Genomic DNA, 26,576 nt, shown 5'->3' with positions numbered 1-26,576 from the left:
CGGGGTAGCCTTGGCGACCACAGGCAAGCGGGATCGAGGCGGATGGCGAGCGGAGGTTCGAAGCAGGCGCATGCTGCCGTGCTGCTTGGCCTTCTGCTGTCCGGCACGGTGGTCAGCGAGCCGCGGGCCGCTTCGCGGGTCTGCCGTCAACTGGAGGCCGAGCTCGCCGCGGCTTCGCGTGGCGGCGGCGGTCCGGCAATGATCCGCAAATACGATGCGGCCATCTACCGGCAGCGCGAACAGATCTCCAAGGCCCGCAGCCAGGCGGACAATGCCGGTTGCGGGTTTTCACTATTTTCCCGCAACATCAACCGGTGTGCCGGGCTCAACGCCACCATCGAGCGCATGAGCGCCAATCTCGACAGTCTGCAGGCCAAGCGCGCCCAACTCGCCGGCGGCAGTTCACGCCGCGACCGGGGCCGTATCCTGGCGGCGCTCGATGCCAATGACTGCCGTGACGATGCGGTGTCCTCCCGCCGCGAGCCTCCGCTGGAAGCGAATCGTGAAGATGGAGGCAATGCCAATCTCTTCGACCAGCTTTTCGGCGGCGACGACCGCCAGATCGATACATTGGACCAGCCTGACGATTCCGGGGAGGAACGCGATGTCGGCCGCGTCCTGAACCAGCCCGGCAGTCCGGACGTTGCGAGCAGCGGCGGCGAATTCCACACCAGTTGCGTGCGCACTTGCGACGGCTATTTCTTCCCCATGTCGAACGCCGCCTCGGCCGGCGATTTCGAGCGCGACCAGAAGAATTGCGAATCCGCCTGCCCCGGCACCGAGATGCAGGTCTTCTATTCGCGCGGCATGGACGATGATTCGGCATCGATGATGTCATCGGTCACCGGCAGGCCCTACGGCGAATTGCCGACCGCCTATCTCTACAAACAGCCCGACATGTCGCGGCCGCCCGCTTGCGGCTGCAACGCCGCGCAGAATTTCCAGATCATTGGCGGCAACTCGCCAAGCCCCCAACAGTCACAGCCCGAACCGGAAGCGGCGCCGCTCGTTCCGGTGCCGGCCTTAAAGCCCGATCCGGGTGCCGACCCGGAGACCCTGGCCAACAGGGACGGCGGGCTCGACCGCGAGGCCATCAAGCGCCTCTCGGCCAAGCCTGTGACATCGCCGGTTTCGGCCGTGCCTCCGGACCAGCGCAAGGTCAGGGTCGTCGGGCCAACGTTCCTTCCCGACCCATCAGGGGCAATAGATCTGCAAGCTCCGGCCCCGAAGGCAGTCCAGTAAGGGCAAGCCTGAGCGGCATGAACAGCGCCTTGCCCTTGCGGCCGGTCGCTTCCCTGATCTTGCCGGTCCAATCCTTCCAGATCGTCCCGTTCCACGGCTCCTCAGGCAGGAGATCGAGCGCCTGGTGCAGAAAATCGCGGTCGTCGTCGGAAAAGTCAGGCTTCTCCCGCGGCCCTTCGCGCAGGACGCGCCACCAGGCAACCGCATCCGCCAGCCGGTCGAGATTGCCGCGCACCGCCAGCCAGAATGGTTCGGCCTGTTCGCCGGAAATACCCAGCACCATCAGCCGGTCCCGCGCCTCGTCGAACGGCATGTGATGCAGCAGCACCCGGTTGAGCACGAACAGTTCGGCCGGATCGAACTTGGACGACGATTTCGAGGTCGCGGCCGGGTCGAAATGGCCGGCGAGTTCGGTCAGGTCATGCGCGGCCGCGACGTTCTCCGACGTGCCGACCAGTACGGCCAGCGAAGCGACGGCCATCGGCTCGATGCCGTCTTCACGCAGGCTCTCGATGGAAAGTGCGCCGGTGCGCTTCGACAGCCCCTCGCCCGAGACGGTGGTCAGGAGATTGTGGTGGCCGAAGACGGGCGGCTCGGCACCCAGCGCCTTGAACAGGGCGATTTGCACGCCGGTGTTGGTGACATGATCGTCGCCGCGGATGACATGGCTGACACCCATCTCCATGTCGTCGACGACGGAGGGCAGCGTGTAGAGATAGGTGCCGTCCTCACGCACCAGCACCGGATCGGACAGCGAGGCCAGATCCACCGTCTCCTCGCCACGCACCAAATCGTCCCATCGGATCTCGGTGCGCTCCGGCTGCAGCGGATCGCCGGAGAAATTGGGCAGCAGGAAACGCCAGTGGGGCCGGCGTCCATCGGCCTGATATTCGGCCACCTGCTCTGTCGTCAGCGCCAATGCCTCGCGGCCATAGACCGGCGGCAGGCCCCGCGTGCGGCGCACCTTGCGCCTGAGATCGAGTTCTTCCGGCGTTTCGTAGCAGGCGTAAAGAACGCCCGCCGCCTTCAGCCGCTCCACCGCCGCGTCATAGATTTCGAAGCGCCGCGACTGATACTCGGTGGCATCCGGGAAAATGCCCAGCCAGTGCAGGTCGTAAAGGATGGCGTCGGCGAATTCCTGCTTCGAGCGGGCGATGTCGGTGTCGTCGAAGCGCTGGATGAAGCGGCCCTTGTTGTTGAGAGCAAACAGCCAGTTGAACAGAGCGGTGCGCGCATTGCCGATATGGATGCGGCCGGTCGGTGACGGGGCGAAACGAACGGTAACTGTCATGAGCGGGGCGTACCGGATGCCTTTATGATTGACAAGATGCGCCCCCGCACCGTGCCGCAGACATAGAACATGGCGGCTGGAATGAAAAGACCGGGCCGGCACGCCTCAGCTGGCGCAAGACCCCGCCGTGAGAGGGCAAGCGGCCAGCGGAGCCGACGAACAGGTGGTTGACGACGATCAGCGGCCGAAGTCGTCTGAACTCAGGCGGGTCCAGCGGTCGCCCATCAAGCCGCCGATAGCGATGTCGCCGGAGCGGACCGCTTGCGTGACCTCGGCGATTCGCGAGCGGACCATCGTTCCGCCGGCATAGCGGAAGAAGACATTCCTGTAGCCGAAGAGGTGAGGCATGAACTTGTCCTGGGTCTGCCCGGTGATGCCTGCGCAGCCCATATCCCGCGCTGCCGCGACGAGGCCGTCCAGCGTCGCGCCCCAGTGGTGTCCGGAAGCCTGGATTTGCAGCAGGACCGCCATGTCTCCGACCCGGCCGTAAAAGGCATAGCAACCGAGCATTTTGCCTGTCTCATCGTAAGTCCCGCCGAAATGAAGTGGTCCGTCGGCCCGCTTCTCGGCCGCCAGCGCGAGCAGCCGCGGCAGTTCGCCGTCCTTCCAACTCGGCCGAAGAGCGTAATCGGAGAGAAGGGTCGGCAACCGCTCGGCAAACTGCGCGGCATTGATCGGCTCGGCATGGACCCGATGCGACGATGAAGCCTGGAAAGGCGATCTGAACCTTCGCTTCGCGACAGCGTCGAATGCTCTCGCACAGGGATCGAGTGCCAAGCGAGGCAGGCCGGGCCATTTACGGTGCAGCGCGGCGGCGGCCATCGCGGCTGGCCGGAAGATGCAGGTCCATCCCAGGCAATGGACCGGCAGGAGCTGGTATTTCATCGGTCGCGCGAAGGCCAGGGAGACCCGGTTGGCCGAATCCGTCAGTTGCAGATCGAATTCGCCTTGGTGCAAGGCGCGCAGCAATTGCGGTCCTGCCGAGCCATCGTCGGCGCCAGTGTCGGCCATGAACGGACCGATGATCGCCGCATTCAATCCAGCGCCGTTGAACTCGTAACGGGCTTTCAGGACGCCGAGGAACCCGCCCAGATCCCCCTGCCGGTTGATCTGGACAAGAGCGCTCGCACCGGGCTGGCCGGCGGGGTCAAGATAGATCTTTCTCATGTATTCGGCCGTCTCCTCGATAGCGCGATCGAGGAGGTGACGCCGGCGGCGGCGAAACTTCGTCAGGAAGAGTGCCGCGACGCGCTCGAGATCTTCGGCGGCGAGTGGCCGAACCGAGCCGTGCTGGGAATCCAGCACCGACGGGGCCGTCACCTTTTGCGCGCCGGCATTTGCGGAAACGAGATGCATCGTAAACACCAAACAGGTTGCTTTTACAGAGTACAGCAACCAAAAGTGGAAACAACGAATCTCGGCCGGTAACGTAAACAGACGTCCCGCACTCGGGACTTTGGCTTCGCGCTGCGATTGCGAGCGCCACATGGCTCGCCGGCTTATGGCAACCGATAGAGGTGGCCCCCGGCAGGAGCCGGAGGCCACCTCGGATCACATCACGAGGCCCTTGGTAAGTTCCAGCGCCTGGCGCTCGAACAGGCGGCGGTAGATACCGCCCTTCAGCCGGATCAACTCGTCATGCGAGCCTTCCTCGACGATCTTGCCGCGATCGAAGACCAGCAGCCTGTCGAGCGCCCGCACCGTCGAAAGCCGATGCGCGATGACCAGTGTCGTGCGGCCGACCATCAGCCGTTCCATCGCCTGCTGGATGAGCACCTCCGATTCCGAATCGAGGCTCGACGTCGCCTCGTCCAGGATCAGGATCCGCGCATCGGCCAGGAAAGCGCGGGCGATCGCCACCCGCTGGCGCTCGCCGCCCGACAGTTTCACGCCACGTTCGCCGACCAGCGTCCCATAGCCCTTCGGCAGGCTGGTGATGAAGTCATGCGCGCTCGCCAGCCTGGCGGCATGCTCGATCTCCCCCTGCGTCGCGCTTGGCCTGGCATAGGCGATATTTTCGGCCAGCGACCGGTGGAACAGAATCGGTTCCTGCTGAACGATGGCGATCTGGGCGCGCAGCGACGCCTGGGCGACCTGTGAGATATCCTGGCCATCGATCACGATCTTTCCCGCATTCACGTCATAGAGCCGCTGGATGAGCTTGACGAATGTGGTCTTGCCCGAACCCGAGTGACCGACGAGCCCGACACGTTCGCCCGGCGCGATATCCACCGAAAAGTCACGGTAGAGCGGCGACCGGTGATTGCCGTAGTGAAAGGTGACGTTGTCGAAGGCGATGTGGCCCTGCGTGATTGCAATCGGTTCGGCGCCGGGCCTGTCTTCGATGCCGAGCGGTTCGGACTGGAAATCGACCAGTTCCTCCATGTCGTTGATCGAACGCTGCAAATTGCGGATATGCGTGCCGATATCGCGCAAATAGCCTTGCAGCACGAAGAATGATGTCAGCACGAAAGCGACATCGCCGGCGCTCGCCTGCCCCCACGACCACAGCATCAGCGCCAAGCCGATCACGGCGGCCCGCATGACCAGCAGCAGCGCCCCTTGCGTGGTGCCGTTGATGGTGCCGCGCACCCAGGTGCGCCGTGTGCGGTCGCGCCATTTGGCGACCACCCTGGCGAGGCGGCGCTCTTCGCGCGCCTCGGCGCCAAAGCCCTTGACCACGGCATTGCAGCTGACCGCGTCGGCCAGCGAGCCGCCGAGGCGCGTGTCCCAGGTGTTCGCAAGCCTTGCCGCGGGCGCGACATAGCCAAGCGACAACATGGCCGTCACCGTGATGAACAGCAGGGAGCCGGCCGCGACGACCACGCCCATCAGCGGCCAGAACCAGCCGAGCAGCAGCGTCGAGCCGGCGAGCATGACCACCGACGGCAGCAGCGCGATCAGGATCGTGTCGTTGAGCAGGTCGAGCGCCCACATGCCGCGCGTCACCTTGCGCACCGTCGAGCCGGCAAACGAGTTGGCATGCCAGTCGGTCGAAAAGCGCTGAACGCGATGGAAGGCGCCGGCCGCGATGTCGGCCATCATCTTGAGTGTCAGCTCCACGATGCCCATGAAGGCAAGATTGCGCAACACGACGCCAGTCAGCGCCAGCGCCATCAAGAAGAAAAATGCCGTCATCGCGGCGTTCCAGGCAATGGCATCCGCTCCGGCGCTGCTGGCGACAGCATCGACCAGCCGACCGGAGTAGAGCGGCGTCAGCACGTCGGCCAGCGTCGACAGCAGGAAACCGCCCATGATGAGCGAGAGCCGCCAAGGCTGACGCCGCCAATGGGTAAGTGTGAAGCCAAGAACGCTGCGAAAGGCGCTCGCGCGCAAATCGATCTTGAAACGAGCCATGATGTCATTCGGGCGCAAAACGAGCCCGATCCCAAATAAAGGTCGAAGGTTGAAAAACCGCGCCGGGGCGAATTGCCCATGAATGCGGAGGTTCGGCGTTGGTCGCCTGCCCATGGGCGGCGACCGGCAGCGGCAAATGCCTTTTCTACGCCCGGTATGGTTCCGATACTTCGGAACACCGGCGCAGACCTAGGCCTCGCGGCCTCGCATAACGATGTCAAATCCTGGCATTCGGTCCTCCCTGAAGGGAATCGCGGAAAGGCTCTTATAGGGGTGCTTCGATTGCGCGCCAAGGCAAGCCATGGCCAAAAGCATCTCTGGCCCAGCCGATGAGGCGATTTTGCAACAGTCGCTATCCCCGCCTATCGCCGTCGCACGTCGTTCACCCGGCATGCGGCGCACGATCGAGGCGCATGTATCGCCCATCCATCGATGCCTTGAAACCCAGCTTTTCATAGACCCCATGCGCGTCGCTGGTCGACAGGCTCCAATGCGAGACGGTGCTGAGTTCAGGATGGTCGATGAGTGCCCGCACCAGCCGCAAGCCGACGCCCTGCCCGCGATGCACGGGCCAGACGATGATATCCGCGAGATAGGCGAATACCGTGCGGTCGGTGATCGCCCTGCCGAAACCGACCTGTTTGCCAGCGATGTAGGCGGCGGCGCAGAACGAGTTGGCAAAGGCCCGGCGATGGAACTCGTCGCTGCGTCCAGCTCCCCAGTAGCTTTCCATCAACAGGTCGGAGGTCGCACGAAAGTCGATCCGTGAGAGGTCGAAGCTGATTTCACAGTCGGGCATGCTGGTATCCCTATCCCGCCATGCCGCGTATTTTCGTCCAGCAGACGAACTGCGCTTCAGCCACGATCCCTGAAACGATTGGTGATGGGATAGCGGCGGTCGCGGCCAAAATTCTTCCTGGTGATCTTCACACCCGGTGCCGCCTGCCTGCGCTTGTACTCGGCGATGTAGAGCAGATGTTCGATGCGAGCCACCGTCGCCCGGTCATGGCCGCGCGAGACGATGTCGTCGACGCCCATCTCGTTCTCGACCAGGCATTCGAGGATGTCGTCCAGCACCGGATAGGGCGGCAGCGAATCCTGGTCGGTCTGGTTCTCGCGCAATTCGGCCGATGGCGCCTTGTCGATGATGTTCTTCGGGATCACCTCGCCCGAAGGCCCGAGCGCACCCGGCGGCACATGGCTGTTGCGCCAGCGCGAGAGCGCGTAGACCTGCATCTTGTAAAGGTCCTTGATCGGATTGAAGCCGCCATTCATGTCGCCGTAGAGCGTGGCGTAGCCGACCGACATCTCGCTCTTGTTGCCCGTAGTGACGACCATCGAGCCGAATTTGTTGGAGATCGCCATCAGGATGGTGCCGCGCGCGCGGCTCTGCAAATTCTCCTCGGTGATGCCTTCCTTAGTGCCTTCGAACAATTGCGTCAGCGCATGCAAAAAGCCTTCGACGGGCTCGAAGATCGGGACGATGTCATAGCGGCAGCCGAGGGCGCGGGCGCAGTCCTCGGCGTCCTTGAGGGAATCCTTCGAAGTGTAGCGATAAGGCATCATGACGGCACGCAGCCGTTCCTCGCCCAGCGCATCGACGGCCAATGCGGCACAGATCGCGGAATCGATGCCGCCGGAAAGGCCAAGCACCACATTCTTGAAGCCGTTCTTGTTGACGTAATCGCGCAGGCCGAGCATGCAGGCGCGGTAGTCGGCCTCCTCCTTGTCCGGGATTTTCGACATCGGTCCTTCCGAACAGACCCAGCCATCATCGGTACGTTTCCAGGTGGTGACGTCGACCGCATCCTCGAACTGACTCATCTGGAAGGCGAGCGTCTTGTCCGCCCCGATGGCGAAGGAGGCGCCGTCGAAGATCAGCTCGTCCTGGCCGCCGAGCTGGTTGGCATAGATCATCGGCAGGCCGCATTCGATGACTTGCTTGATCACGACCTGATGGCGAACGTCGATCTTGGCGCGATAATAGGGCGACCCGTTCGGCACCAGCAGGATTTCCGCGCCGCTTTCGGCCAGCGTCTCGCAGACCGCGACGTCGCCCCAGATGTCCTCGCAGATCGGTATGCCGATGCGCACGCCGCGGAAGTTGACCGGTCCCTGGATCTCGGGTCCGGCCTGGAAGACGCGCTTCTCGTCGAATTCGCCGTAATTGGGCAGGTCGAGCTTGTAGCGTTCGGCGATGATCTTGCCGCCATCGGCGAAGACGATGGAATTATGCGTGCCGCTCTTGCGCTTCAGCGGCGTGCCGATGATGACGCCGGGACCGCCATCGGCGGTGTCCGCGGCAAAATCCTGTGCTGCCCGCTCGCATGCCTTGAGGAAGGCCGGCTTGAGCACCAGATCCTCCGGCGGATAGCCGGCGAGGAAAAGCTCGGTATAGAGCACGAGATCGGCGCCCTGGCGGGCGGCATCCGCCCTCGCCTCGCGCGCCTTGGCGAGGTTGCCGGCGACGTCGCCGACAGTCGGGTTGAGCTGGGCGATGGCGATACGCAGTATGTCGAGCTTCTTGGTCATGCTGCTGACTTAGCGCGGCGGAATTCACCTCGCAATGGCGTTCGTTTGGACCAATTCAGCCCGTCAATCGTCGCCCATATACTCGCGCAGCGATTGCGGAGAGTGGTTTTCGCCGATCGACATGGCCAGGATGCGCGAGAGATGCCGGCGCGGCAGCCCTGTCTCGTCGGCCCATCGGTTGATCTGGACCTGGATCTTGTCGAGGTCCTTCTTCGATGTCGGGTTGTCCGCGATGTCGAGGCCCGCGTCGCGAAGGGCTGCCGCCATGTCGGCCGAAATGACGAAAGCATCCCAGCCCAGCCAGCGCAAAAAATACTGGCCGGTGTTGCCGCCGAGCCGGCTGCCATGCTTGCCGAGATAGGCCATCAGCCCGACCTGGTCATCGGCGGGCCATTCGGCGAGAAAATTGCCGAAGCCGCCATGTTCCCGGGACACGCGCTCGACGAAGGCGGCGTTGTCGCGAACGGACCTGATCTTCTGCGGATTGCGCACGATGCGCTGGTCCGAGGCCAGATCGTGCCAGAAATCGTCGGGTTGGAACAAAAGCCGCTTCGGCTCGAAGCGCAGGAACGCTTCCTCGAAACCGGGCCATTTCTGCTCGATGACGCGCCAGACGAAACCGGCGGCAAAGACGCGCTCGGCCATGGTCGAAAGGATGCGGGCGTCGGCAATGTCGGCGACGGCGGCATTGTCGGGTATCGGACCCAACAGCGAGGTCAGTTCCGCCTCACCGCCCTTGCGATTTGCCGCGCGAGCGCGAATTTTCTTGAAGTCGGCCATCGGTCACCTCGGTTCGCCTCAATCTAGCACTTCCCGCCCGGGCCGGCAGCCTCTACCTCTAATGCATGTCGCCCAAAAGTGACCTCGGTTTTGGGAAGACGACATGCATAAAAGCAAAAACCTAAAGCGCGTCGCCTCAATCCGCTTCGACGCGACGCGCTTTAGCGCAGCAAAGCGCTTGGAGACGGCCATGAACAAGACCATCGACGACCTGGCGAACCGTTGGCTGAAGCGGAAGCCGGATGGGCTGAGCCAGTTGGAAAACCGGGTGCTGCAAAGCACCATCGAGCGTACCACCATCACCAGGGACACCAACAAGGCCGTCGCTTTCCACCAGACTTTTGGCGACCGCCTTGCCGATACGATCGCCCGCATCGGCGGCTCCTGGTCGTTCATCCTGACCTTCATCGCCTTCCTGATCGTGTGGACATCAGCCAATGTCTGGCTGTTGTCGCGCGATGCATTCGACCCCTACCCCTTCATCTTCCTCAACCTCGTCCTGTCGATGGTCGCCGCATTGCAGGCGCCGGTGATCATGATGGCGCAGAACCGCCAGACCGAACGCGACCGCATCGATGCCGCCCATGATTACGAGGTCAATCTGAAGGCCGAGATCGAGATCATGGCGCTGCATGAGAAGCTGGACGAACTGCGCCACAGCCAGATCATCGGCATGCGCGACGAGATCGTGCGACTGGCGGAAGTGGTCAAGCGGATCGACGAAAGACTGTCACAGCAGTCGGCGTCATGACCGAAGCGATCCACCATTTCATCGAGCAATACGGGTTGCTGGCGGTTTTTCTCGGCTGCGTGGCCGAAGGCGAAAGTGCCGCGATCCTGGGCGGCTTCTTCGCCCACCAGCATGTTTTCGTGCTGTGGCATGCCTTCGTCGCGGCAGCGCTGGGCGCCTTCGCTGGCGACACCTTTTTCTTCATCCTCGGCAGGAGTTTCGCCGATAATCGCCATGTCGTCAGGCTGCGCCGGCGGCCCGGCTTTCGCCGCGCCTACCGCCTGCTCAACACCCATCCCAACATCTTCGTGCTGTCGAACCGCTATGTCTACGGCATGCGCCTGGTCGGCGGCATCGCGGCCGGCCTTTCGACCATAGCGGCGCCGCGCTTCATCATCCTCAACGCCATTTCCTCGGTCATCTGGGCGGTCCTGTTCAGCACGATCGGCTATGTCTTCGGATTGGGAGCCGAGCAGTTGATCGGCCAGGCCCTGATGCAGCACAAGCGGCTGTTCGTCGGGCTCGGCATCGGCCTTGCCGTGGCCGTGCTTGCCTGGCTTGTCGCCCGCCATGTCGCCAAGCGGGAGCGCGACAAGGAGTTTTGACCGTCAGTCGATGCCGAGCGCCTGGTCCCCCCGATCGAGGATGAGCGGGATGATCAGGTCCTCCTCATCGGCCAGATGCCGGGTCAGCATCGCGATCAGACGGTTGTTTTCGTCGGCATAGGCATCGGCGGCGAAGCGCTGCTTGTCCTCACTCTCCTGAAGTGTACGGATGAACGCGTTCGCCGCCTCGGCGTTGCGCTCCAATCCTTCATGGATGGTGTGGTGGTCGGCATCGAGAATCTCGAACCCGCGCTTCAGACGGGGCTCCGCCTTGGTGAAGGCCGGGAAATACTGGTAATCCTCGACATTGTGGTGGCCGTCGAGATGCCCGAGAAAATGGTTGAGGCGCGGCGCGAACCAGCGCGCGAAATCGGGGGCCGTCAGTCTGCCTTCGCGATAGTTGCCAATGCCGCCGGTGAGCATGCCGCCGAGTTCGCGGAACATGTCGTGCCGCTGCAGCCACATATTGGCCATGCCGTGAATGTTGGCGTGAGCCTGCCAGTTTTCGCGGGGATATTTGTCGGCCAGCCAGCGCAGGTCGTCCGGCAGGCCCAGGCGTTCGAGAAGCGATGAATTCGTGACCTCTGCCATGACGGTCTCCTTTGGTGACCGTCATATAGGCATCAAAGCTTCAGATCGGCACCCCCGTTATGCGCTCGATGAGAGCGATGCCCCAGACGCCGCCGGCAATCACCACAGAAATCAGCACCGCCAGCGAGCCGCAATCCTTGGCGAGCTGGATATCGATATGGAATTCACGAGAAATTGCGTCGCACGCCGCCTCGATGCCCGTGTTCAGCACTTCGACCATGATCAAGAGGAGCACCGCGCCGATCAGCAGCGCGTAACCGCGCCAAGACACCGAAACGAACCAGCCAGCGGGCAAGGCCAGCACCAGCAGCATCAGTTCCTGCTGGAAAGCCTTCTCGCTAACCGCAAGCTTGCGAAATGCCCGCACCGAATTGATAAAAGCATCGATCAGCCGCTGCATGCCAAGGCCCCTCTCGGAATCACCGGCCCGGGATAAAGCAATGCCCCGATCAATGGAATAAGGCGGATCGTCCAAATTTCATTCAGCGACCGGTATGGCCGGTGTCGACTTTTCAAACTGCGGCAGCCCATCGTCGATCGAATAATAGTCGCCCTTGTCGCCGACGAAGATATGACATTCGCCCTCGAGCGCTGTCGGCTTGTCGAACGATCCCGCCATGACCGAGATATGGTCTTGGTCCATTGCCTTCCAGAACAGCAGCGACCCGCATGTCTTGCAAAAGCCGCGCCTGGCGAAGCCGGACGCTTCATACCAGGTGATGCTTTCCGTGCCTTCGATCACGATGTCGGTATCGGCAACATTGGTCGCGGCATAGAAATGCCCGCTCTGTTTGCGGCATTGCGAACAATGGCAGTAGACGACGCCACGCAGTGCCCCACTTGTCCGGAAGCGGACCGCTCCGCACAGGCATGATCCCTGGTGACTCTCCCGCACTGGGTTTCTCCCCTAAACTGTAGTCTGACGAAGGCACCAGCATTCCAGCTTTGCGGCCGTCATGCGTAAGCAATTGCGACATCTGTTGTTGTGGAAAATCCGAAGTTCAGTTTCGCTCAGCCAGATCGGTACGCGAATTTGCATGCAACGCCGCCAATCAGCGCTGCCTGGAGGTTGATAGTCTGGTGGGACGCATGCAGCCTGATGTAGCGAAAAGGCGTGAGTTCTGCCGATTAAGGAAACTTTAGCGCTACTGCATCTATGGTGGTCTCCATCGAAGGTCGCGTGTGGGGACGCGCCTTTTCGTGTGTCGGCTTCGAATGGGTGGCGTCCCCGCGTCAGCGATGATGGATATGCGCCAAGTTCAGGCGCGTTCCCAAGGGAAGAGCGAACAACCATGCAGCCGGCGGCCACCCAGACCGAACGAAACACTGAGATCGCAAGCACAGTCGTGGCCACCATGCGCCAGCTTGGCGTGCTCGGCCTGCCGCGCAACTACGAGATCTTCTATGAGGCCCTGAGCGGCACCAACCGCGAGCTCGGTCTTGCCGTCTTGTCGCTGAGCAGCCGGCCGACGCAGGATGAGCTGGATCAGATCGGGCGCGCTTTCTTTGCCCATAATCATGGCCCCGGCATCATCGAGCATGCCCGGGACGTCATCGCCAAGGAGCTTGAGGAGGTCGCGTCGCTTCTGCGCAGCGAGCGCAGCCATATCGAAAAATACGGCAGGATCCTCGACGAGACATCCAGTGGCCTGAGCAACCGCAGCCTTCTCTCCCAGGATCTTCTGCAAAAGATCGCCAACGCAATGACGATCGCAACCAATTCGACGATCGACCACGGCCGGCAGATCGCCTCGACGCTCAGCGACAAGACGGCGGAGCTTGAGAGCGTCAAGTCGAAGCTCGAGGAATACAAGCGGCTGGCCGATACGGATCCGTTGACCCAGATCTGGAATCGTCGCGCTTTCGACAAGGAAATCACCAGGATCTACAACAGCAACAAGGGTATTCTGTTCAATGCCCTTGTCCTTGTCGACATCGACCGGTTCAAGGACATCAATGACCGCTATGGCCATCCTGTCGGCGACAAGATCATCCAGATCATCGCCGAGATTTTCCAGACCAGCATCCGCAGCGACATGTTCGTCGCCCGAACCGGCGGCGAGGAGTTCGCGCTGATCATCGAGGGCGCCAGCGAGGACGCAACCTACGAGATCGCGGAACGCATTCGCGCCCTGATCGAGCAGACGCCGTTCACCAGCAGCCAGACCGGCATGAATTACGGCACCGTGACGGTATCGATGGGCATCTGCATGGCATCAGAGGCCGAAGGCCCCGAAGACCTCTACACCAAGGCGGATCGGGCGCTCTACCGCTCCAAGGTCAGCGGGCGCAACCGCGTCACCAGGCATTCAGCCATGGCAGGGCGCGCCAGCAAAAGCTGGCTGCTTTACAAGAAAGACTGAGGCTTTCGCTTTTGCCGGTTGCGCCGACACGGTCGGAAGCACAAACCGAAGTTGCAATAAAAAAGGCGCCGGTTTCCCAGGCGCCTTTCCTTTATCGGTTCCAATTGGCCGAGATCAGCCGTTCGCGACCTGCTTGTGCTGCACCGGATGGCTCTTCTTCAACAGGTCCGAGACCAGGAAGGCCAGTTCGATCGCCTGGTCGGCGTTGAGGCGCGGATCGCAATGGGTGTGGTAGCGGTCCTGCAACTCCTCGGCGGTGATGGCACGGGCGCCACCGGTGCATTCGGTGACGTTCTTGCCGGTCATCTCGACATGGATGCCGCCCGGATGCGTGCCTTCGGCGCGGTGCACCTCGAAGAAGGTCTGAACTTCCTTCAGGATGCGGTCGAAGGGCCGTGTCTTGTAGCCGGCGGCCTCGATCGTGTTGCCATGCATCGGATCCGACGACCAGACCACGCTGCGGCCCTCCTTCTGCACAGCGCGCACCAGCTTCGGCAAATGGTCGGCAACCTTGTCCGAACCGAAGCGGGCGATCAGCGTCAGCCGCCCCGGCTCGTTCTCGGGGTTCAGCAGGTCGATCAGTTCCAGGAGGCCGTCCGGCGTCAGCGACGGACCGCATTTCAGGCCGAGCGGGTTCTTGATGCCGCGGCAATATTCGACATGGGCGTGGTCGGGTTGACGCGTGCGGTCGCCGATCCAGATCATGTGACCCGACGTGGCGTACCAGTCGCCCGAGGTGGAATCAACACGGGTCAGCGCCTCCTCGTAGCCGAGCAGCAGGGCCTCGTGGCTGGTGTAGAAGTCGGTTTCGCGCAGCGCGAAATTGGTTTCGGACGTAATGCCGACCGCGCGCATGAAATCCATCGTCTCGGTGATGCGGTTGGCAAGCGACTCGTATTTCTCGCCCTGCGGGCTGTCGGAGACGAAGCCGAGCATCCAGCGATGCACATTCTCCAGGCTGGCATAACCGCCCTGCGCGAAGGCACGCAGGAGGTTGAGCGTGGCCGCCGACTGGCGGTAGGCCATTTCCTGGCGGGCGGGATCGGGAATGCGCGACTTCTGGTCGAACTCGATGCCGTTGATGATGTCGCCGCGATAGCTCGGCAGCGTCACTTCGCCCTTGGTCTCGTTGTCGGACGAGCGCGGCTTGGCGAACTGGCCGGCGACACGGCCAACCTTCACCACCGGCTGCGCACCGGCGAAGGTCAGCACCACGGACATCTGCAGGAAGACGCGGAAGAAGTCGCGGATGTTGTCGGCGCCATGCTCGGCAAAACTCTCCGCGCAATCACCACCCTGGAGCAGGAAGGCTTCGCCGGCGGCAACCGCTGCCAACTGCTTCTTCAGCTTGCGCGCTTCGCCGGCAAAGACCAGCGGCGGGAAGGTGGCGAGTTGGGCTTCCGTGTTCTTCAGCGCGGCAAGGTCCGGATAGGCGGGAACTTGCTTGATCGGCTTTGCTCTCCACGAATTCGGCGACCATTTCGTCATCGCTGCACCCAACGCTCTTTCCGGCGGACACCCTCGCCCGCCATTTCCCGCCCCAAACTGGGGTGGCGGCTCCATACACGAAGCCGATTTCCTATTCTAGACCGGAATTTCGGTGCTGGCGAATGGCTGACGCGCCCAGGACGGCCCGAAAGGCGAGATCAGGCTGCCTTATCCACCAGTCGCGCCAGTTGCGTCATGACCACAGCCGAGCCCGCCAGACGCTTCTCCGCCGTCGGCCAGTCGCGGATGAAGACCACGCTATGGTCGGCCCTGATCTTGGCCAGCGAACCCTGCTCGCCAATATACTTGACCAGCCCGACCGGGTTCGAGAACTCGCGCTTGCGGAAATGGATGACGATACCCTTCGGCCCGGCATCGAGCTTCTCGACATTGGCCTTGCGGCACAGCGCCTTGATGAAGACGATCTTGAGGAGATGTTTCACTTCCTCCGGCAACGGGCCGAAACGGTCGATCAGTTCGGCGCCGAAGGCGTCGATCTCCTCGGTGTTTTCGAGATCGCCGAGACGGCGGTACAGCGCCAGCCTGAGCTGCAGGTCCGGCACGTAGCCTTCCGGGATCATCACCGCCGTGCCGACGGCGATCTGCGGCGACCATCCGCCATCCTGCACCTCGCCGGAATCCTTCACCTCGGCGACCGCTTCCTCCAGCATCTGCTGGTAGAGCTCGAAACCGACCTCCTTGATGTGCCCGGACTGCTCCTCCCCCAGCAGGTTGCCGGCGCCCCTGATATCCAGGTCATGGCTGGCGAGCTGGAAGCCGGCGCCGAGCGTGTCGAGCGACTGCAGTACCTTCAGACGGCGCTCGGCAGTGTCGGTGAGCTTGCGGTTGGCCGGCAGTGTGAACAGCGCATAGGCGCGCACCTTCGAGCGCCCGACGCGGCCGCGCAACTGGTAGAGCTGCGACAGGCCGAACATGTCGGCGCGGTGGATGATCAGCGTGTTTGCGGTCGGGATGTCGAGTCCGGATTCGACGATGGTCGTCGACAAAAGCACATCATACTGGCCGTCATAGAACGCGTTCATGATGTCGTCGAGTTCGCCCGGTGGCATCTGCCCATGCGCCACCGCTACCTTCAGCTCAGGAACAGATTCCTTCAGGAAATCATGGATTTCCACCAGATCGCTGATACGCGGAACGACATAGAAGGAATGGCCGCCTCGGTAGCGCTCGCGCAACAACGTCTCGCGAATGACCAGCGGGTCGAAGGGCGAGATGAAGGTGCGCACCGCCATGCGGTCGACCGGTGGCGTGGCGATCAGCGACAGTTCGCGCACGCCCGTCAGCGCCAGTTGCAGCGTGCGCGGGATCGGCGTCGCCGACAGGGTCAGAACATGGACGTCGGTCTTCAGGTCCTTCAGCCGTTCCTTATGCTTGACGCCAAAATGCTGCTCCTCGTCGATGATCAGCAGGCCGAGATTCTTGAACGAAATCGCGGAGCCCAGCAGCGCATGGGTGCCGATAACGATATCGACCTGCCCTTCGGCAATGCCCTTCTTGGTCTCGGCTAATTCCTTTGAGCCCACCAGCCGCGACGCCTGTGCGACACGGATCGGCAGTCCGGAAAAGCGCTGCGAGAATGTCTTGAAATGCTGGCGCGACAACAGTGTCGTCGGCACCACCACCGCGACCTGAAACCCTTCCATCGCCGCGATAAAGGCGGCGCGCAGCGCCACTTCGGTCTTGCCGAAGCCGACATCGCCGCAGATCAGCCGGTCCATCGGCCTGCCCGCGCCGAGATCGTCACGTACCGAGTCGATGGCCGTCTGCTGGTCGTCGGTTTCCTCGTAAGGGAACCGGGCTGCGAACTCGTCATAGAGGCCTTCGGCCGGCACCAGGGCCGGTGCGGCCCGCATCTGCCGCTCGGCGGCGATGCGGATCAGTTGTCCGGCCATATCGAGCAGGCGCCGCTTCAGCTTCGCCTTGCGCGACTGCCAGGCGCCGCCGCCGAGCTTGTCGAGCGTCGCCTCGGCCGTGTCGGAGCCGTAGCGCGACAGCAGCTCGATGTTTTCCACCGGCAGGAACAGCCGGTCGTCGCCGGCATAGTGGATTTCCAGGCAGTCATGCGGCGCGCCGACCGCCTCAATGGTGCGCAGGCCGATGAAACGGCCAATGCCATGGTCGGCATGGACGACAATATCGCCGGCCGACAAGGCCGAGGCTTCGGCAATGAAGTCGGACGCGCGCTTCTTGCGCTTCGAACGCCGGATCAGCCGGTCGCCCAGAATGTCCTGTTCGGCGACGACAACCAGCTTTTCAGTCTCGAAGCCGGATTCCAGTGGCAAAACCGCCAATGCGGCCTGTCCCGGCTCGAGCTGTTCGGCCTCCGCTAGCGTCTCGACCTGCTTGAGATTGCCGAGATGGTGCTCGGCCAGGATCTGGCCAAGCCGGTCGAGCGAGCCTTCGGTCCAGCCCGCAATAATGACGCGGCGGCGCGCCGCGCGCTCGTCGGCTATGTGCCGGACGACGACGTCGAAGACATTGACGTTCGGATCGGCTCGCTCCTCGACGAAGCTGCGGCCATGGCGCGAGCCGGCGTGGAAGACTTTCTTGCTCCCCAGGTCCGGCGCGTCGAACACGCTAAAGTCGATGTCTTCGCGCTCGCCAAGCGAAGCCTTCAAATTCTCCGGCGAGAGATAGAGCAGATCCGGCGCCACCGGCTTGTAGGGGACCGCATCCTTGAGCGCCGCGTCAGCCTGCTTTTTGCGCGCCTCGTAGTGATCGAGGATCAGCGTATGGCGCTCGGCCAGCGCCTCATGTGCCAGATGGTCGAAAACCACGGGTGCGTCGGGCAGGTAATCGAACACCGTCTCCAGTCGCTCGTAGAAGAACGGCAGCCAATGCTCCATGCCCGCGAAGCGCCGGCCCTCGCTGACCGCCGCATAGAGGCCGTCGTCACGCTGGGGCGCGCCGAAAGCCTCGATATAGGAGCGGCGGAAGCGGCTGATGGTTTCGGGCGTCAGCGCCACCTCGCTCATCGCCTGAAGCGCCATCGACTTGCGCTGGCCGGTGGTGCGCTGCGTGGCGGCATCGAAGACGCGGATCGATTCCAGCGTGTCACCGAAGAAATCAAGCCTCAGCGCCTCGCTCCAGCCGGGCGCAAAGAGGTCGAGAATGCCGCCGCGCACCGCGAATTCGCCGATGCCGCGCACGGTCGGCACCCGCTCGAATCCCGACGTCTCCAGCCGGGCGATCAGCGCATTCATGTCGATCTGGTTGCCGGGCCTGGCGTGGAAGGTTTGGGCCTCGATAAGCTCCGCGGGCGGAATGCGCTGCAGCAGCGCATTTGCGGTGGTGAGAATTACGGCACGGTGCGGCTTCTTCGCCAGTGCGATCATGGCGGTCAGCGCATCGAGGCGCTTGGCGGCGGCATCCGAACCGGGCGACACACGGTCGTATGGCAGGCAGTCCCAGGCAGGCAGTTCCAGCACAGGCAGGCCCGGCGCGACGAAGGACAGCGCCTCGATGATCGAAGGCAGGCGCTGGCCGTCGCGGGCCACGAACAGCACCGGCTTGTCGGGCGCGATCTCGAGCGCCGTCTGCACCAGCGCGAAAGCCTCGTAGCCGTCCGCGACACCGTCGACGATGAACTGGCCGGCGCGGCCCTTCGGCAAGCCAATGGTGGGAATGAGAGCCATCAAATCACGGTCTTGTTTGTCGCAATTCCCATGGGAAAACCGCTGCGCACTTTTCCTGGAATTGCTTGTGTTCAGAAAGTCATGGTCCGGCGGGACGCCAGGATTTTTTGCAGGACGGCACAGTCGATCTCCGCCGGCACCGGGCGTTCGCCCGTAACCAGCGGCAGGAATTCCGTGTCGGCAATATCGAGGAGCCTCTCATATTGGTCGATTTCCTCGGTGGTCAAGGTGCCGATCTCGGCATCGGCGAAGGTGCCGAGGATGAGGTCCATCTCGCGCATGCCGCGATGCCAGGAACGGAACAACAGCTTGCGGCGATGGGCGTCCAGCCCCTCGCTTGATCGTTTCGTTCCGGTCATTGTGCCGCATCCTCGCTTCAAGCGGCGCATATAGCGTGGATAGTGGGCGCTGTCAGCCTTGCGCTGCGGCCGTCGCGACATAAGCTGACATCATGCGTCCTTCCATCCTCGATCCCCTGTTTGTCCCGATCACCTCGCTTGCCGGCGTCGGGCCGAAGGTTGGCGCGCTGATCGAGAAGGTCGTTGCCGCCGATCTCGGCGACCGCGCCGCACGCGCCGGCGACCTCCTGTTCGTGCTGCCGCACACCGTCATCGACCGCCGAAACCGGCCGGGCATCGCACTCGCGGCCGAAGGCGCCATCGTCACGCTTGAGCTGCGCATAGACCGTCACCAGCCGCCACCGCGCGGCAACAGGTCGGTGCCCTACCGGGTCTACGCCCATGACGACACGGGCGAAATCGGCCTGACCTTCTTCCATGCCCATGCCGCCTATCTCGAAAAGGCAATGCCTGTGGGCGAGCATGTCGTGGTGTCAGGCCGGATGGAATGGTTCAACGGCCGCCCGACCATGGTCCACCCCGACCATATCGCGCTCGCCAGCGAAGCGGAAAACCTGCCGCTGGTCGAACCGGTTTATCCGCTGACCGCCGGCCTCTCGGGCAAGGTGCTGCGCCGGGCGATCGGCCACGCGCTCGGCCGCCTGCCGGAGCTGCCGGAATGGCAGGATAATGCCTTCATGCGCCGCCAGAGCTTTGCGTCCTTCGGCGACGCGCTGACGCGCGTCCATTATCCCGCTGATCCGATCGATGTCGCGGTCGAAGGGGCTGCATGGCGCCGCCTCGCCTATGATGAATTGCTCGCCGGCCAGGTCTCGCTGGCTCTGGTGCGGGCAAAGGTGCGGCGCCTGTCAGGCCGCCCTCTCGTCGGCGATGGGCGCATCGTCGAGAAGCTGCGTACAGCCCTTCCCTATTCGCTTACGCCCTCGCAGGAATTCGCGCTCGCCGAAATCAACGCTGATCTCGCCGATCCGGAGCGCATGCTGCGGCTGCTGCAAGGTGACGTCGGCTCGGGCAAGACGGTGGTGGCGCTGCTTGCCATGGCACGCGCTGTCGAGGCCGGCGGCCAGGCGGCGCTGATGGCGCCGACCGAAATCCTCGCGCGCCAGCATCTGGCGACGATCACCCCGCTTGCCGCCAAGGTCGGCTTGCGCATCGCCATCCTGACCGGCCGTGAAAAGGGCCGCGAGCGAGCCGAAACGCTGGCGGGTCTTGCCAGCGGCGAGATCGACATCGTCGTCGGCACCCATGCGCTGTTTCAGGAAACGGTCAGCTTCCACGACCTGGTCCTGGCCGTTATCGATGAGCAGCATCGCTTCGGCGTCCACCAGCGGCTTGCCATCACCGCGAAGGGCGACGCCCCCGACATGCTGGTCATGACCGCGACCCCCATCCCGCGCACGCTGGTGCTGACCGCCTTCGGCGACATGGACGTGTCGAAGCTGACGGAAAAACCCGCCGGCCGCCAGCCGATCCGCACCGTCACGCTGCCGCTGGAGCGGCTCGACGAGCTGGTCGGCCGCATGCTCGATGCCGTCGCGGATGGCCAGAAGATCTACTGGATTTGCCCGCTGGTCGAGGAATCCGAAGAAATAAAACTGATGTCGGCCGAGGATCGCTTTGCCTCGCTGAAGCCGCTGTTCGGCGATCGCATCGGCCTTGTCCACGGCCGCATGAAGGGTGTCGAGAAGGACGAGGCGATGCGCGCCTTCAAGCAAGGCGAGACGCGCATCCTGATCGCCACCACGGTGATCGAGGTCGGCGTCGACGTTCCTGACGCCACGATCATGGTCATCGAGCATGCCGAACGCTTCGGCCTCGCTCAGTTGCACCAGCTGCGCGGCCGGGTCGGACGCGGCGACAAGCCCTCGTCCTGCGTGCTGCTGTACAAGGATCCGCTTGGCGAGACCGCAAAACGCCGGCTGTCGGTGATGCGCGAGACCGAGGACGGTTTCCTGATCGCCGAGGAGGACCTGAAATTGCGCGGCGAAGGCGAACTGCTGGGCACCCGCCAGTCCGGCACGCCGGGTTTCCAGGTGGCGCGCATCGAGGTGCATGCCGACCTACTGGAGGCCGCCCGTGACGACGCCAGGCTGATCCTGTCGCGCGACCCAGAACTGCAATCGGACCGCGGCGAGGCGCTGCGGCTCCTGCTCTACTTGTTCGGCCGCGACGAGGCCGTGCGGCTCCTGCGCGCCGGGTGAGGCCCTAGCGGCGGATTGGCCAGGGTTCCGTTGATCGGCTCGCCGTTCAGCGTCACCAGTTTCGTCTTCACCTCGGGAGCCACCAACCCAGCTGATACGATCAGCTTGGCGCCGTCCTCGATCGTCATGTCGAGCGGCACGATGTCCGACTTCAGCACATACATCAGGAAACCGGTCGTCGGGTTCGGCGTGCACGGCATGAACACGGCAATCAGCGGATCACCTTCCTGGTCGAGCTTCTGGTTGATCTCGGTTTCCTTTTCGCTGGCGACGAACACCAGCGACCACACGCCCTTGCGTGGATATTCGACCAGCCCAACCTGGCGGAACATGTCGCCCTTGTTCGACAGCACGGTCTCGAAAATCTGCTTCAGCGAGCCGTATATGCCGCGCACCAGCGGCATGCGGCCAAGCAAGCGCTCGCCAAAGCCGACTATGGCGCGGCCGACAATGTTGGCGGTCAGAAAACCGATCAGCGTGATCAGGATGAGCGCAACGATGAGCCCGAACCCTGGAACCGGAAACGGCAGATAGGTGTCGGGGCTGTAGCGCGCCGGAATATACGGTTTCACCCAGGAATCGACCCAGCCGATGAACGACCAGGCGATATAGGCGGTGATCGCCAGCGGCGCGCAGACGATGAAGCCCGTGAGGAAATAGTTCCTCAGCCGTGTCATGCCGGAAGTCTTGGGAGCGTCTGACATGGTTCACCGGAGGCGCTATTGCGACGCGACATTAGTGAACCGGAAGGCGCTTTGGAACTGCGAAGTTTTTAAAGGCGCCTGTTTACAAGCGCCTCTATTCCACCGTCACCGACTTCGCCAGATTGCGCGGCTGGTCGACGTCGGTGCCCATGAACACGGCAGCGAAGTAGGCGAGCATCTGGATCGGTAGCGCATAAATGATGGGCGAGATGATTTCCGGCACATCCGGAAGCACGATCGTCTCCATCGTCTTCAGGCTCACCTGTGCCGCGCCCTTGGCGTCGGTGATCAGGATGATCTTGCCGCCACGCGCCGCCACTTCCTGCATGTTGGACACGGTCTTTTCGAAGATGCGGTCGTGCGGCGCGATCACGATCACCGGCATGTTCTCGTCGATGAGCGCGATCGGCCCATGCTTCAGCTCGCCGGCGGCATAGCCTTCGGCGTGGATGTAGGAAATCTCCTTGAGCTTCAGCGCGCCTTCCATGGCGAGCGGGAAATTGGTGTCCCGTCCGAGATAGAGCACGTCCTTGTAACGCGACAGTTCCCGCGCGATCCGTTCGATCTGCTCTTCGAGCTTCAGCACCTGGTTGGCATAGCGCGGCGCTTCCGAAAGCGCTCGCACCAGCGTTTTCTCTTGCTCATTCGAGATCGCTCCGCGCGCCACGCCAGCGCGCACGGCAAGCGACGCGAGCACGGACAGCTGGCAGGTGAAAGCCTTGGTCGAAGCGACGCCAATCTCTGGCCCGGCCAGCGTCGGCAGCACGACGTCGGATTCGCGCGCCATGGTCGATTCCCGCACGTTGACGACGGCGCCGATCTTCATCCCGGCCTTGCGGCAATAGCGCAACGAGGCCAGTGTATCGGCGGTCTCGCCCGATTGCGAGATGAAGAAGGCGGCGTCGTTGGCCGACAACGGCATCTCGCGATAACGGAATTCCGACGCGACATCGATATCGACCGGGAGCCGCGCATAGCGCTCGAACCAGTATTTGCCGATCAGGCCGGCGAGATAGGCGGTGCCACAGGCGGAGATCGCCAGCCGGCCGATCTTGGCAAAGTCGAATGGCAGATCGAGCGGCTTGGAGACGCCGGAGACGAAATCCACATAATGAGCTAGCGTGTGCGAGATCACCTCGGGCTGCTCATGGATCTCCTTCTCCATGAAATGGCGGCGGTTGCCCTTGTCGACCATGAAGCTGGTCGAGAGCGACTGCTGGCGCTTGCGGTCGACTTTTTTGCCGTCGATGTCGAAGATGGCGACGCCGTCGCGACGCACCACCGCCCAGTCGCCGTCCTCGAGATAGGTGATCGAATTGGTGAACGGAGCGAGCGCGATGGCGTCGGACCCCAAAAACATCTCGCCGTCGCCATGGCCAACGGCCAAAGGCGGGCCATTGCGCGCGCCGACGATCAGGTCCTCGTCACCCTTGAACATGATGGCTAGCGCAAAGGCGCCTTCCAGCCGCTTCAGCGCCTTATGCGCGGCTTCGACCGGCTTTAGCCCCCTGGCGAGTTCGCGCGCCACCAGATGCGCCACGACCTCGGTGTCGGTCTGTGACGAGAAGGAATAGCCGTCGCGGATCAGCTCCTCGCGCAGTTCGGCGAAATTCTCGATGATGCCGTTGTGGACGATGGCGACGCCGTCCGAAAAATGCGGGTGCGCATTGGTCTCGTTGGGCACGCCGTGGGTTGCCCAGCGCGTATGGCCGATACCGATCATGCCGTCGAGCGGCTCATCCTTGAGCCGGCGTTCGAGGTTGACCAGCTTGCCCTCGGCACGGCGGCGGCCGAGCGCGCCCTTCTCGATGGTGGCGACGCCAGCGGAGTCATAGCCGCGATATTCGAGCCGCTTCAGTGCGTCGACGATGAGCGGCGCAACCTGCGAGTGGCCGACGATTCCAACGATACCGCACATGCAGACAGTCCCCGATTGCCCACGGAAAACCAGCGATATTTAGGCGTGGCCGGCCTGCCGCGAAAGTCACATTGCATTTCGTCCGCTGTAACGGACGCTTCAGCAGGCATGCACCATGACAGCCCGCTCTTGCAATCCGGTTACGGCAATCGTTCGGTTTTTTCGATTGCTTCGGCGGAAAAGCAGACCGTCGACCCAATCGCTAATGGTCGGCGCCAGCCGCTTTCTTCTTCGCGGCCGCCGCGGAAGCAAAGCGTTCGCGCAATTCCTTGCCCTTGCCGGGGATCGTCTTCTGGCGGGCGCGGCCGAAGGCCAGCGCATCGTCGGGCACGCTTTCGGTGATGACGCTGCCCGAGGCGATATAGCCGCCATTGCCGATGGTGACCGGGGCCACGAGCGAGGAATTGGAGCCGATGAAGGCGCCCGCGCCGATGTCCGTGAAGAACTTTGAGTAGCCGTCGTAGTTGCAGGTGATGGTGCCCGCCCCGATATTGGCGCCCGCGCCGACACGCGCGTCGCCAATATAGGTCAAATGGTTGACCTTGGCGCCGTCCTCGATAACGGCTTGCTTGACCTCGCAGAAATTGCCGACCTTGGCCTTGTTCCTGAGATCGGCGCCTGGCCGCAGCCGGGCGAACGGCCCGACATCGCAATTGGAAGCGATGGTGGCGCCCTCGACGTGGCTGAAGGCGTGGATTTTGGCGCCGCTGGCGATCCTCACGCCCGGACCAAACCAGACGTTGGGTTCGACGATGGTGTCGGCGCCAATTTCGGTGTCGTGCGAGAAAAACACGGTTTCCGGGGCGATCAGAGTCACGCCCGACAGCATCGCGTCATGGCGCCGGCGCTGTTGCCAGATGGCTTCGGCTTGCGCCAATTCGGCGCGATTGTTGATGCCGAGCGCGCTTTCGAAGCTGGCTTCGGTGGCAACGACATCGAGATTTTGTGCACTGGCGATCTCGACGATATCGGTCAGATAATACTCGCCCTTGGCATTCTCGTTGCCGACCGCGTCGAGCAGTTTCATCGCGTGCGCGCCGGCCACCGCCATCATGCCGGCATTGCAGAAGCCGATTTTCTTCTCCTCTTCGGAGCAGTCTTTTTCCTCGCGGATAGCTGTGAGCTTGCCATCCCTTTCGATCAACCGGCCATAGCCGGCCGGATTGGGTGGGCGGAATCCGATCACCACGACGGCAGCACCTTCCGCCAATCTCCGCCGCGCCACCGTGAGCGCATCCGCATCGATCAGTGGCGTGTCGCCAAACATCACGAGGACGTCGTCATAACCCCTTGATATCGCTGCGCGGGCAGCGATAACGGCATGCGCCGTACCCAAGCGCTTTTCCTGCTCGAAGGTTTCCGCCTTCGGTGCAAACTTCGCCGCCGCCTTGCGCATCTCGTCGGCGCCATGGCCAATCACCAGCGCCAGCCCGCTCGCACCCGCGGCTTCGGCCGCCTTGACCACATGGGCCACCATCGGCAACCCGGCGATCTGATGCAGCACCTTCGGCTGCGCGCTCTTCATGCGCGTGCCTTCGCCGGCTGCGAGGATGACGGACAGGCAGGATCTCTGGCTCATGGACGGGCAACCGTATGAAAGGGTTGGGAATCAATACAGGATAGCAGTGGCGCCATGCTGCACCAATGCGGTTAAATTCCGGTGAGATGATAGAGCAGCTGACTCTTAATCAACGGGTCCTCAGTTGAGTCCCATAGCTCGCCCCAAGTCGACAATCGTCAGCCCAGCCGCCCCAGCACCGGGAAATTCTCCAGCAGCCAGTACGACACCGTCTGCACGCCGCCGGTGAGGAAAAACACGCCGGCGACCACCAGCAGCGCGCCGATCGCCTTTTCGACGCGGCCGAGATGGACGCGGAATTTGCCGAGGAAGCGCATGAAAGCGCCGGAGAACAGCGCGGCAATCAGGAACGGGATACCGAGGCCGAGCGAATAGGCGGCGAGCAGAAGAGCCCCCTCGCCGACCGTCTCGCGGCCACCGGCCAGCGTCAGGATCGGCCCCAGCACCGGGCCGATGCAGGGCGTCCAGCCGAAGGCGAAGGCAAGGCCCATGACATAGGCGGCGACGGCGCTGGCCGGCTTGCCCTGCGACTGGAAGCGCGCCTCGCGTGACAGAAGCGGGATGCGCAGGATGCCCAAAAAGTTCAGGCCCATCAGGATGATCAGCACGCCGGCGCCCATCGCCAGCGGCTCCTGCCAGACGCGCAGCAGCCGGCCGATGGTCGACGCGCCGGCGCCTAGCGCGACGAACACGGTGGAAAAACCGAGCACGAAGGCGATCGAGGAATAGAGCAGCGCGCCGCGCGCGCCCTCGCGTGCCGTCGCACCTGCATTGCCGCGGAAATCGTCGACGGAGACGCCGGCCATGTAGCAGAGATAAGGCGGCACGAGCGGCAGCACGCATGGCGACAGGAACGAGATGGCCCCCGCCCCGACCGCGCTGACATAGCCGATATCCACTGCCATTCCAAAACTCCACCTTTGGCGTCCGATATAGCGGCACGCCGGTTTGTCCGCCAATCACCATCGTGTGGCAAGTCATCGCGGGCGGGGAAGAAAGCATCGGCGCAAGGCGTTGACACGACGAGGCCGCGATTTGCCGCGCGCCTTCGAATATCAGCCACGGAGATTTCCATGAAAACGATAACCGCGGCGCTGGCCGCGCTCCTGCTCAGCACCGCCGCATCCTTTGCCGCCGAAGCGTGGAAGGAAGCCGAGGTCAACGGCACCAAGATCTACAC

The 26,576-nt window shown here is 63.1% G+C and carries 21 protein-coding genes; 5 read left to right on the top strand and 16 right to left on the bottom strand.

Annotated features, from left to right (window positions below; all coding sequences use genetic code 11):
* Positions 1 to 42: 42 nt before the first annotated feature.
* On the top strand, positions 43 to 1,242 hold the full coding sequence (locus FJ943_RS28100) for a DUF2865 domain-containing protein (RefSeq protein WP_140726782.1): 1,200 nt from the start codon (positions 43 to 45) through the stop codon (positions 1,240 to 1,242).
* Here FJ943_RS28100 and FJ943_RS28095 read toward each other — a convergent pair.
* The 6 genes from FJ943_RS28095 to FJ943_RS28070 all read right to left on the bottom strand — a co-directional run bounded on the left by FJ943_RS28095 (position 1,160) and on the right by FJ943_RS28070 (position 9,202).
* A complete protein-coding gene (locus FJ943_RS28095) occupies positions 1,160 to 2,533 on the bottom strand; it encodes a glutamate--tRNA ligase (protein WP_140726780.1) in 1,374 nt (457 codons plus the stop codon). The two genes, FJ943_RS28100 and FJ943_RS28095, sit on opposite strands and share 83 nt — an antisense overlap.
* 177 nt (positions 2,534 to 2,710) lie before the next feature.
* A complete protein-coding gene (locus tag FJ943_RS28090) occupies positions 2,711 to 4,021 on the bottom strand; it encodes a hypothetical protein (protein WP_246671952.1) in 1,311 nt (436 codons plus the stop codon).
* A gap of 63 nt (positions 4,022 to 4,084) precedes the next feature.
* Positions 4,085 to 5,890 carry an ABC transporter ATP-binding protein gene (locus FJ943_RS28085; protein WP_140726777.1) on the bottom strand — a complete coding sequence of 602 codons (1,806 nt, stop codon included), beginning with the start codon at positions 5,888 to 5,890 and terminating at the stop codon, positions 4,085 to 4,087.
* Positions 5,891 to 6,272: 382 nt separating this feature from the next.
* On the bottom strand, positions 6,273 to 6,689 hold the full coding sequence (locus FJ943_RS28080) for a GNAT family N-acetyltransferase (RefSeq protein ID WP_015317654.1): 417 nt from the start codon (positions 6,687 to 6,689) through the stop codon (positions 6,273 to 6,275).
* Positions 6,690 to 6,745: 56 nt separating this feature from the next.
* Positions 6,746 to 8,422, bottom strand: a complete 1,677-nt coding sequence (locus tag FJ943_RS28075) for an NAD+ synthase (RefSeq protein ID WP_015317653.1) — start codon at positions 8,420 to 8,422, stop codon at positions 6,746 to 6,748.
* Between the two features lie 63 nt (positions 8,423 to 8,485).
* A complete protein-coding gene (locus tag FJ943_RS28070) occupies positions 8,486 to 9,202 on the bottom strand; it encodes a DNA-3-methyladenine glycosylase I (RefSeq protein WP_140664293.1) in 717 nt (238 codons plus the stop codon).
* A 190-nt stretch (positions 9,203 to 9,392) separates the two neighbouring features.
* Here FJ943_RS28070 and FJ943_RS28065 point away from each other — a divergent pair, with 190 nt between their 5' ends.
* The gene (locus FJ943_RS28065) at positions 9,393 to 9,953 is read left to right on the top strand and encodes a DUF1003 domain-containing protein (RefSeq protein WP_140726774.1); all 561 of its coding nucleotides are present in this window, start codon (positions 9,393 to 9,395) and stop codon (positions 9,951 to 9,953) included.
* The gene (locus tag FJ943_RS28060) at positions 9,950 to 10,537 is read left to right on the top strand and encodes a DedA family protein (protein WP_140726771.1); all 588 of its coding nucleotides are present in this window, start codon (positions 9,950 to 9,952) and stop codon (positions 10,535 to 10,537) included. The genes FJ943_RS28065 and FJ943_RS28060 overlap by 4 nt, the downstream gene beginning before the upstream one ends.
* A 3-nt stretch (positions 10,538 to 10,540) precedes the next feature.
* Here FJ943_RS28060 and FJ943_RS28055 read toward each other — a convergent pair whose 3' ends face one another.
* From FJ943_RS28055 to FJ943_RS28045, 3 genes are all read right to left on the bottom strand, one after another.
* Complete coding sequence (locus FJ943_RS28055; RefSeq protein ID WP_140716800.1) at positions 10,541 to 11,128, bottom strand: hemerythrin domain-containing protein; 588 nt, start codon at positions 11,126 to 11,128, stop codon at positions 10,541 to 10,543.
* A gap of 40 nt (positions 11,129 to 11,168) precedes the next feature.
* Positions 11,169 to 11,528: a diacylglycerol kinase gene (locus tag FJ943_RS28050; protein ID WP_015317648.1), complete on the bottom strand. Its 360-nt coding sequence runs from the start codon at positions 11,526 to 11,528 to the stop codon at positions 11,169 to 11,171.
* A 78-nt stretch (positions 11,529 to 11,606) separates the two neighbouring features.
* Positions 11,607 to 12,023, bottom strand: coding sequence for a GFA family protein (locus FJ943_RS28045; RefSeq protein ID WP_015317647.1), 417 nt, complete (start codon positions 12,021 to 12,023; stop codon positions 11,607 to 11,609).
* A gap of 397 nt (positions 12,024 to 12,420) precedes the next feature.
* Here FJ943_RS28045 and FJ943_RS28040 point away from each other — a divergent pair, with 397 nt between their 5' ends.
* Positions 12,421 to 13,491 carry a diguanylate cyclase gene (locus FJ943_RS28040; RefSeq protein WP_140726768.1) on the top strand — a complete coding sequence of 357 codons (1,071 nt, stop codon included), beginning with the start codon at positions 12,421 to 12,423 and terminating at the stop codon, positions 13,489 to 13,491.
* Between the two features lie 114 nt (positions 13,492 to 13,605).
* Here the strand turns inward: FJ943_RS28040 and FJ943_RS28035 are convergent, their stop codons facing one another.
* From FJ943_RS28035 to FJ943_RS28025, 3 genes are all read right to left on the bottom strand, one after another.
* Entirely contained in the window at positions 13,606 to 14,979 is a 1,374-nt protein-coding gene (locus FJ943_RS28035; RefSeq protein WP_015317645.1) for a 3-deoxy-7-phosphoheptulonate synthase class II, read from the bottom strand.
* 158 nt (positions 14,980 to 15,137) lie between these two features.
* Positions 15,138 to 18,635, bottom strand: coding sequence for a transcription-repair coupling factor (gene mfd, locus FJ943_RS28030; protein WP_140726766.1), 3,498 nt, complete (start codon positions 18,633 to 18,635; stop codon positions 15,138 to 15,140).
* Positions 18,636 to 18,706: 71 nt separating this feature from the next.
* Complete coding sequence (locus FJ943_RS28025; protein ID WP_140616224.1) at positions 18,707 to 18,994, bottom strand: succinate dehydrogenase assembly factor 2; 288 nt, start codon at positions 18,992 to 18,994, stop codon at positions 18,707 to 18,709.
* A 92-nt stretch (positions 18,995 to 19,086) separates the two neighbouring features.
* Here FJ943_RS28025 and recG point away from each other — a divergent pair, with 92 nt between their 5' ends.
* The gene (gene recG / locus FJ943_RS28020; RefSeq protein ID WP_140726763.1) at positions 19,087 to 21,195 is read left to right on the top strand and encodes an ATP-dependent DNA helicase RecG; all 2,109 of its coding nucleotides are present in this window, start codon (positions 19,087 to 19,089) and stop codon (positions 21,193 to 21,195) included.
* On the opposite strand, the gene FJ943_RS28015 is transcribed toward recG, so the two are convergent.
* The 4 genes from FJ943_RS28015 to FJ943_RS28000 form a co-directional block, all read right to left on the bottom strand.
* A complete protein-coding gene (locus tag FJ943_RS28015) occupies positions 21,147 to 21,899 on the bottom strand; it encodes a DUF502 domain-containing protein (RefSeq protein ID WP_031240956.1) in 753 nt (250 codons plus the stop codon). The two genes, recG and FJ943_RS28015, sit on opposite strands and share 49 nt — an antisense overlap.
* 94 nt (positions 21,900 to 21,993) lie before the next feature.
* Positions 21,994 to 23,817, bottom strand: coding sequence for a glutamine--fructose-6-phosphate transaminase (isomerizing) (gene glmS / locus FJ943_RS28010; protein WP_140726760.1), 1,824 nt, complete (start codon positions 23,815 to 23,817; stop codon positions 21,994 to 21,996).
* Positions 23,818 to 24,019: 202 nt separating this feature from the next.
* Entirely contained in the window at positions 24,020 to 25,396 is a 1,377-nt protein-coding gene (glmU, locus tag FJ943_RS28005; RefSeq protein ID WP_140726758.1) for a bifunctional UDP-N-acetylglucosamine diphosphorylase/glucosamine-1-phosphate N-acetyltransferase GlmU, read from the bottom strand.
* A gap of 158 nt (positions 25,397 to 25,554) precedes the next feature.
* On the bottom strand, positions 25,555 to 26,301 hold the full coding sequence (locus FJ943_RS28000) for a cytochrome c biogenesis CcdA family protein (protein ID WP_140726755.1): 747 nt from the start codon (positions 26,299 to 26,301) through the stop codon (positions 25,555 to 25,557).
* Between the last annotated feature and the right edge of the window lie 275 nt (positions 26,302 to 26,576).

Origin of the sequence: Mesorhizobium sp. B2-3-10 (genome assembly GCF_006442275.1) — a bacterium.
Lineage (GTDB): Bacteria > Pseudomonadota > Alphaproteobacteria > Rhizobiales > Rhizobiaceae > Mesorhizobium > Mesorhizobium australicum.
The sequence above is the reverse complement of the archived record's forward strand: the minus strand, read 5'-3'. Positions and strand labels throughout refer to the sequence as shown.

Excerpts from the sequence above, each read along its gene's own strand:
- glmU (WP_140726758.1), bottom strand. The coding sequence starts at position 25,396 with ATGAGCCAGAGATCCTGCCTGTCCGTCATCCTCGCAGCCGGCGAAGGC.
- FJ943_RS28085 (WP_140726777.1), bottom strand. The coding sequence starts at position 5,890 with ATGGCTCGTTTCAAGATCGATTTGCGCGCGAGCGCCTTTCGCAGCGTT.
- FJ943_RS28055 (WP_140716800.1), bottom strand. The coding sequence starts at position 11,128 with ATGGCAGAGGTCACGAATTCATCGCTTCTCGAACGCCTGGGCCTGCCG.
- FJ943_RS28065 (WP_140726774.1), top strand. The coding sequence starts at position 9,393 with ATGAACAAGACCATCGACGACCTGGCGAACCGTTGGCTGAAGCGGAAG.
- FJ943_RS28070 (WP_140664293.1), bottom strand. The coding sequence starts at position 9,202 with ATGGCCGACTTCAAGAAAATTCGCGCTCGCGCGGCAAATCGCAAGGGC.
- FJ943_RS28015 (WP_031240956.1), bottom strand. The coding sequence starts at position 21,899 with ATGTCAGACGCTCCCAAGACTTCCGGCATGACACGGCTGAGGAACTAT.
- FJ943_RS28090 (WP_246671952.1), bottom strand. The coding sequence starts at position 4,021 with ATGTGGCGCTCGCAATCGCAGCGCGAAGCCAAAGTCCCGAGTGCGGGA.
- FJ943_RS28060 (WP_140726771.1), top strand. The coding sequence starts at position 9,950 with ATGACCGAAGCGATCCACCATTTCATCGAGCAATACGGGTTGCTGGCG.
- FJ943_RS28075 (WP_015317653.1), bottom strand. The coding sequence starts at position 8,422 with ATGACCAAGAAGCTCGACATACTGCGTATCGCCATCGCCCAGCTCAAC.
- FJ943_RS28040 (WP_140726768.1), top strand. The coding sequence starts at position 12,421 with ATGCAGCCGGCGGCCACCCAGACCGAACGAAACACTGAGATCGCAAGC.
- glmS (WP_140726760.1), bottom strand. The coding sequence starts at position 23,817 with ATGTGCGGTATCGTTGGAATCGTCGGCCACTCGCAGGTTGCGCCGCTC.
- FJ943_RS28000 (WP_140726755.1), bottom strand. The coding sequence starts at position 26,301 with ATGGCAGTGGATATCGGCTATGTCAGCGCGGTCGGGGCGGGGGCCATC.
- FJ943_RS28025 (WP_140616224.1), bottom strand. The coding sequence starts at position 18,994 with ATGACCGGAACGAAACGATCAAGCGAGGGGCTGGACGCCCATCGCCGC.
- FJ943_RS28095 (WP_140726780.1), bottom strand. The coding sequence starts at position 2,533 with ATGACAGTTACCGTTCGTTTCGCCCCGTCACCGACCGGCCGCATCCAT.
- FJ943_RS28035 (WP_015317645.1), bottom strand. The coding sequence starts at position 14,979 with ATGACGAAATGGTCGCCGAATTCGTGGAGAGCAAAGCCGATCAAGCAA.
- mfd (WP_140726766.1), bottom strand. The coding sequence starts at position 18,635 with ATGGCTCTCATTCCCACCATTGGCTTGCCGAAGGGCCGCGCCGGCCAG.
- FJ943_RS28080 (WP_015317654.1), bottom strand. The coding sequence starts at position 6,689 with ATGCCCGACTGTGAAATCAGCTTCGACCTCTCACGGATCGACTTTCGT.
- FJ943_RS28050 (WP_015317648.1), bottom strand. The coding sequence starts at position 11,528 with ATGCAGCGGCTGATCGATGCTTTTATCAATTCGGTGCGGGCATTTCGC.
- recG (WP_140726763.1), top strand. The coding sequence starts at position 19,087 with ATGCGTCCTTCCATCCTCGATCCCCTGTTTGTCCCGATCACCTCGCTT.
- FJ943_RS28100 (WP_140726782.1), top strand. The coding sequence starts at position 43 with ATGGCGAGCGGAGGTTCGAAGCAGGCGCATGCTGCCGTGCTGCTTGGC.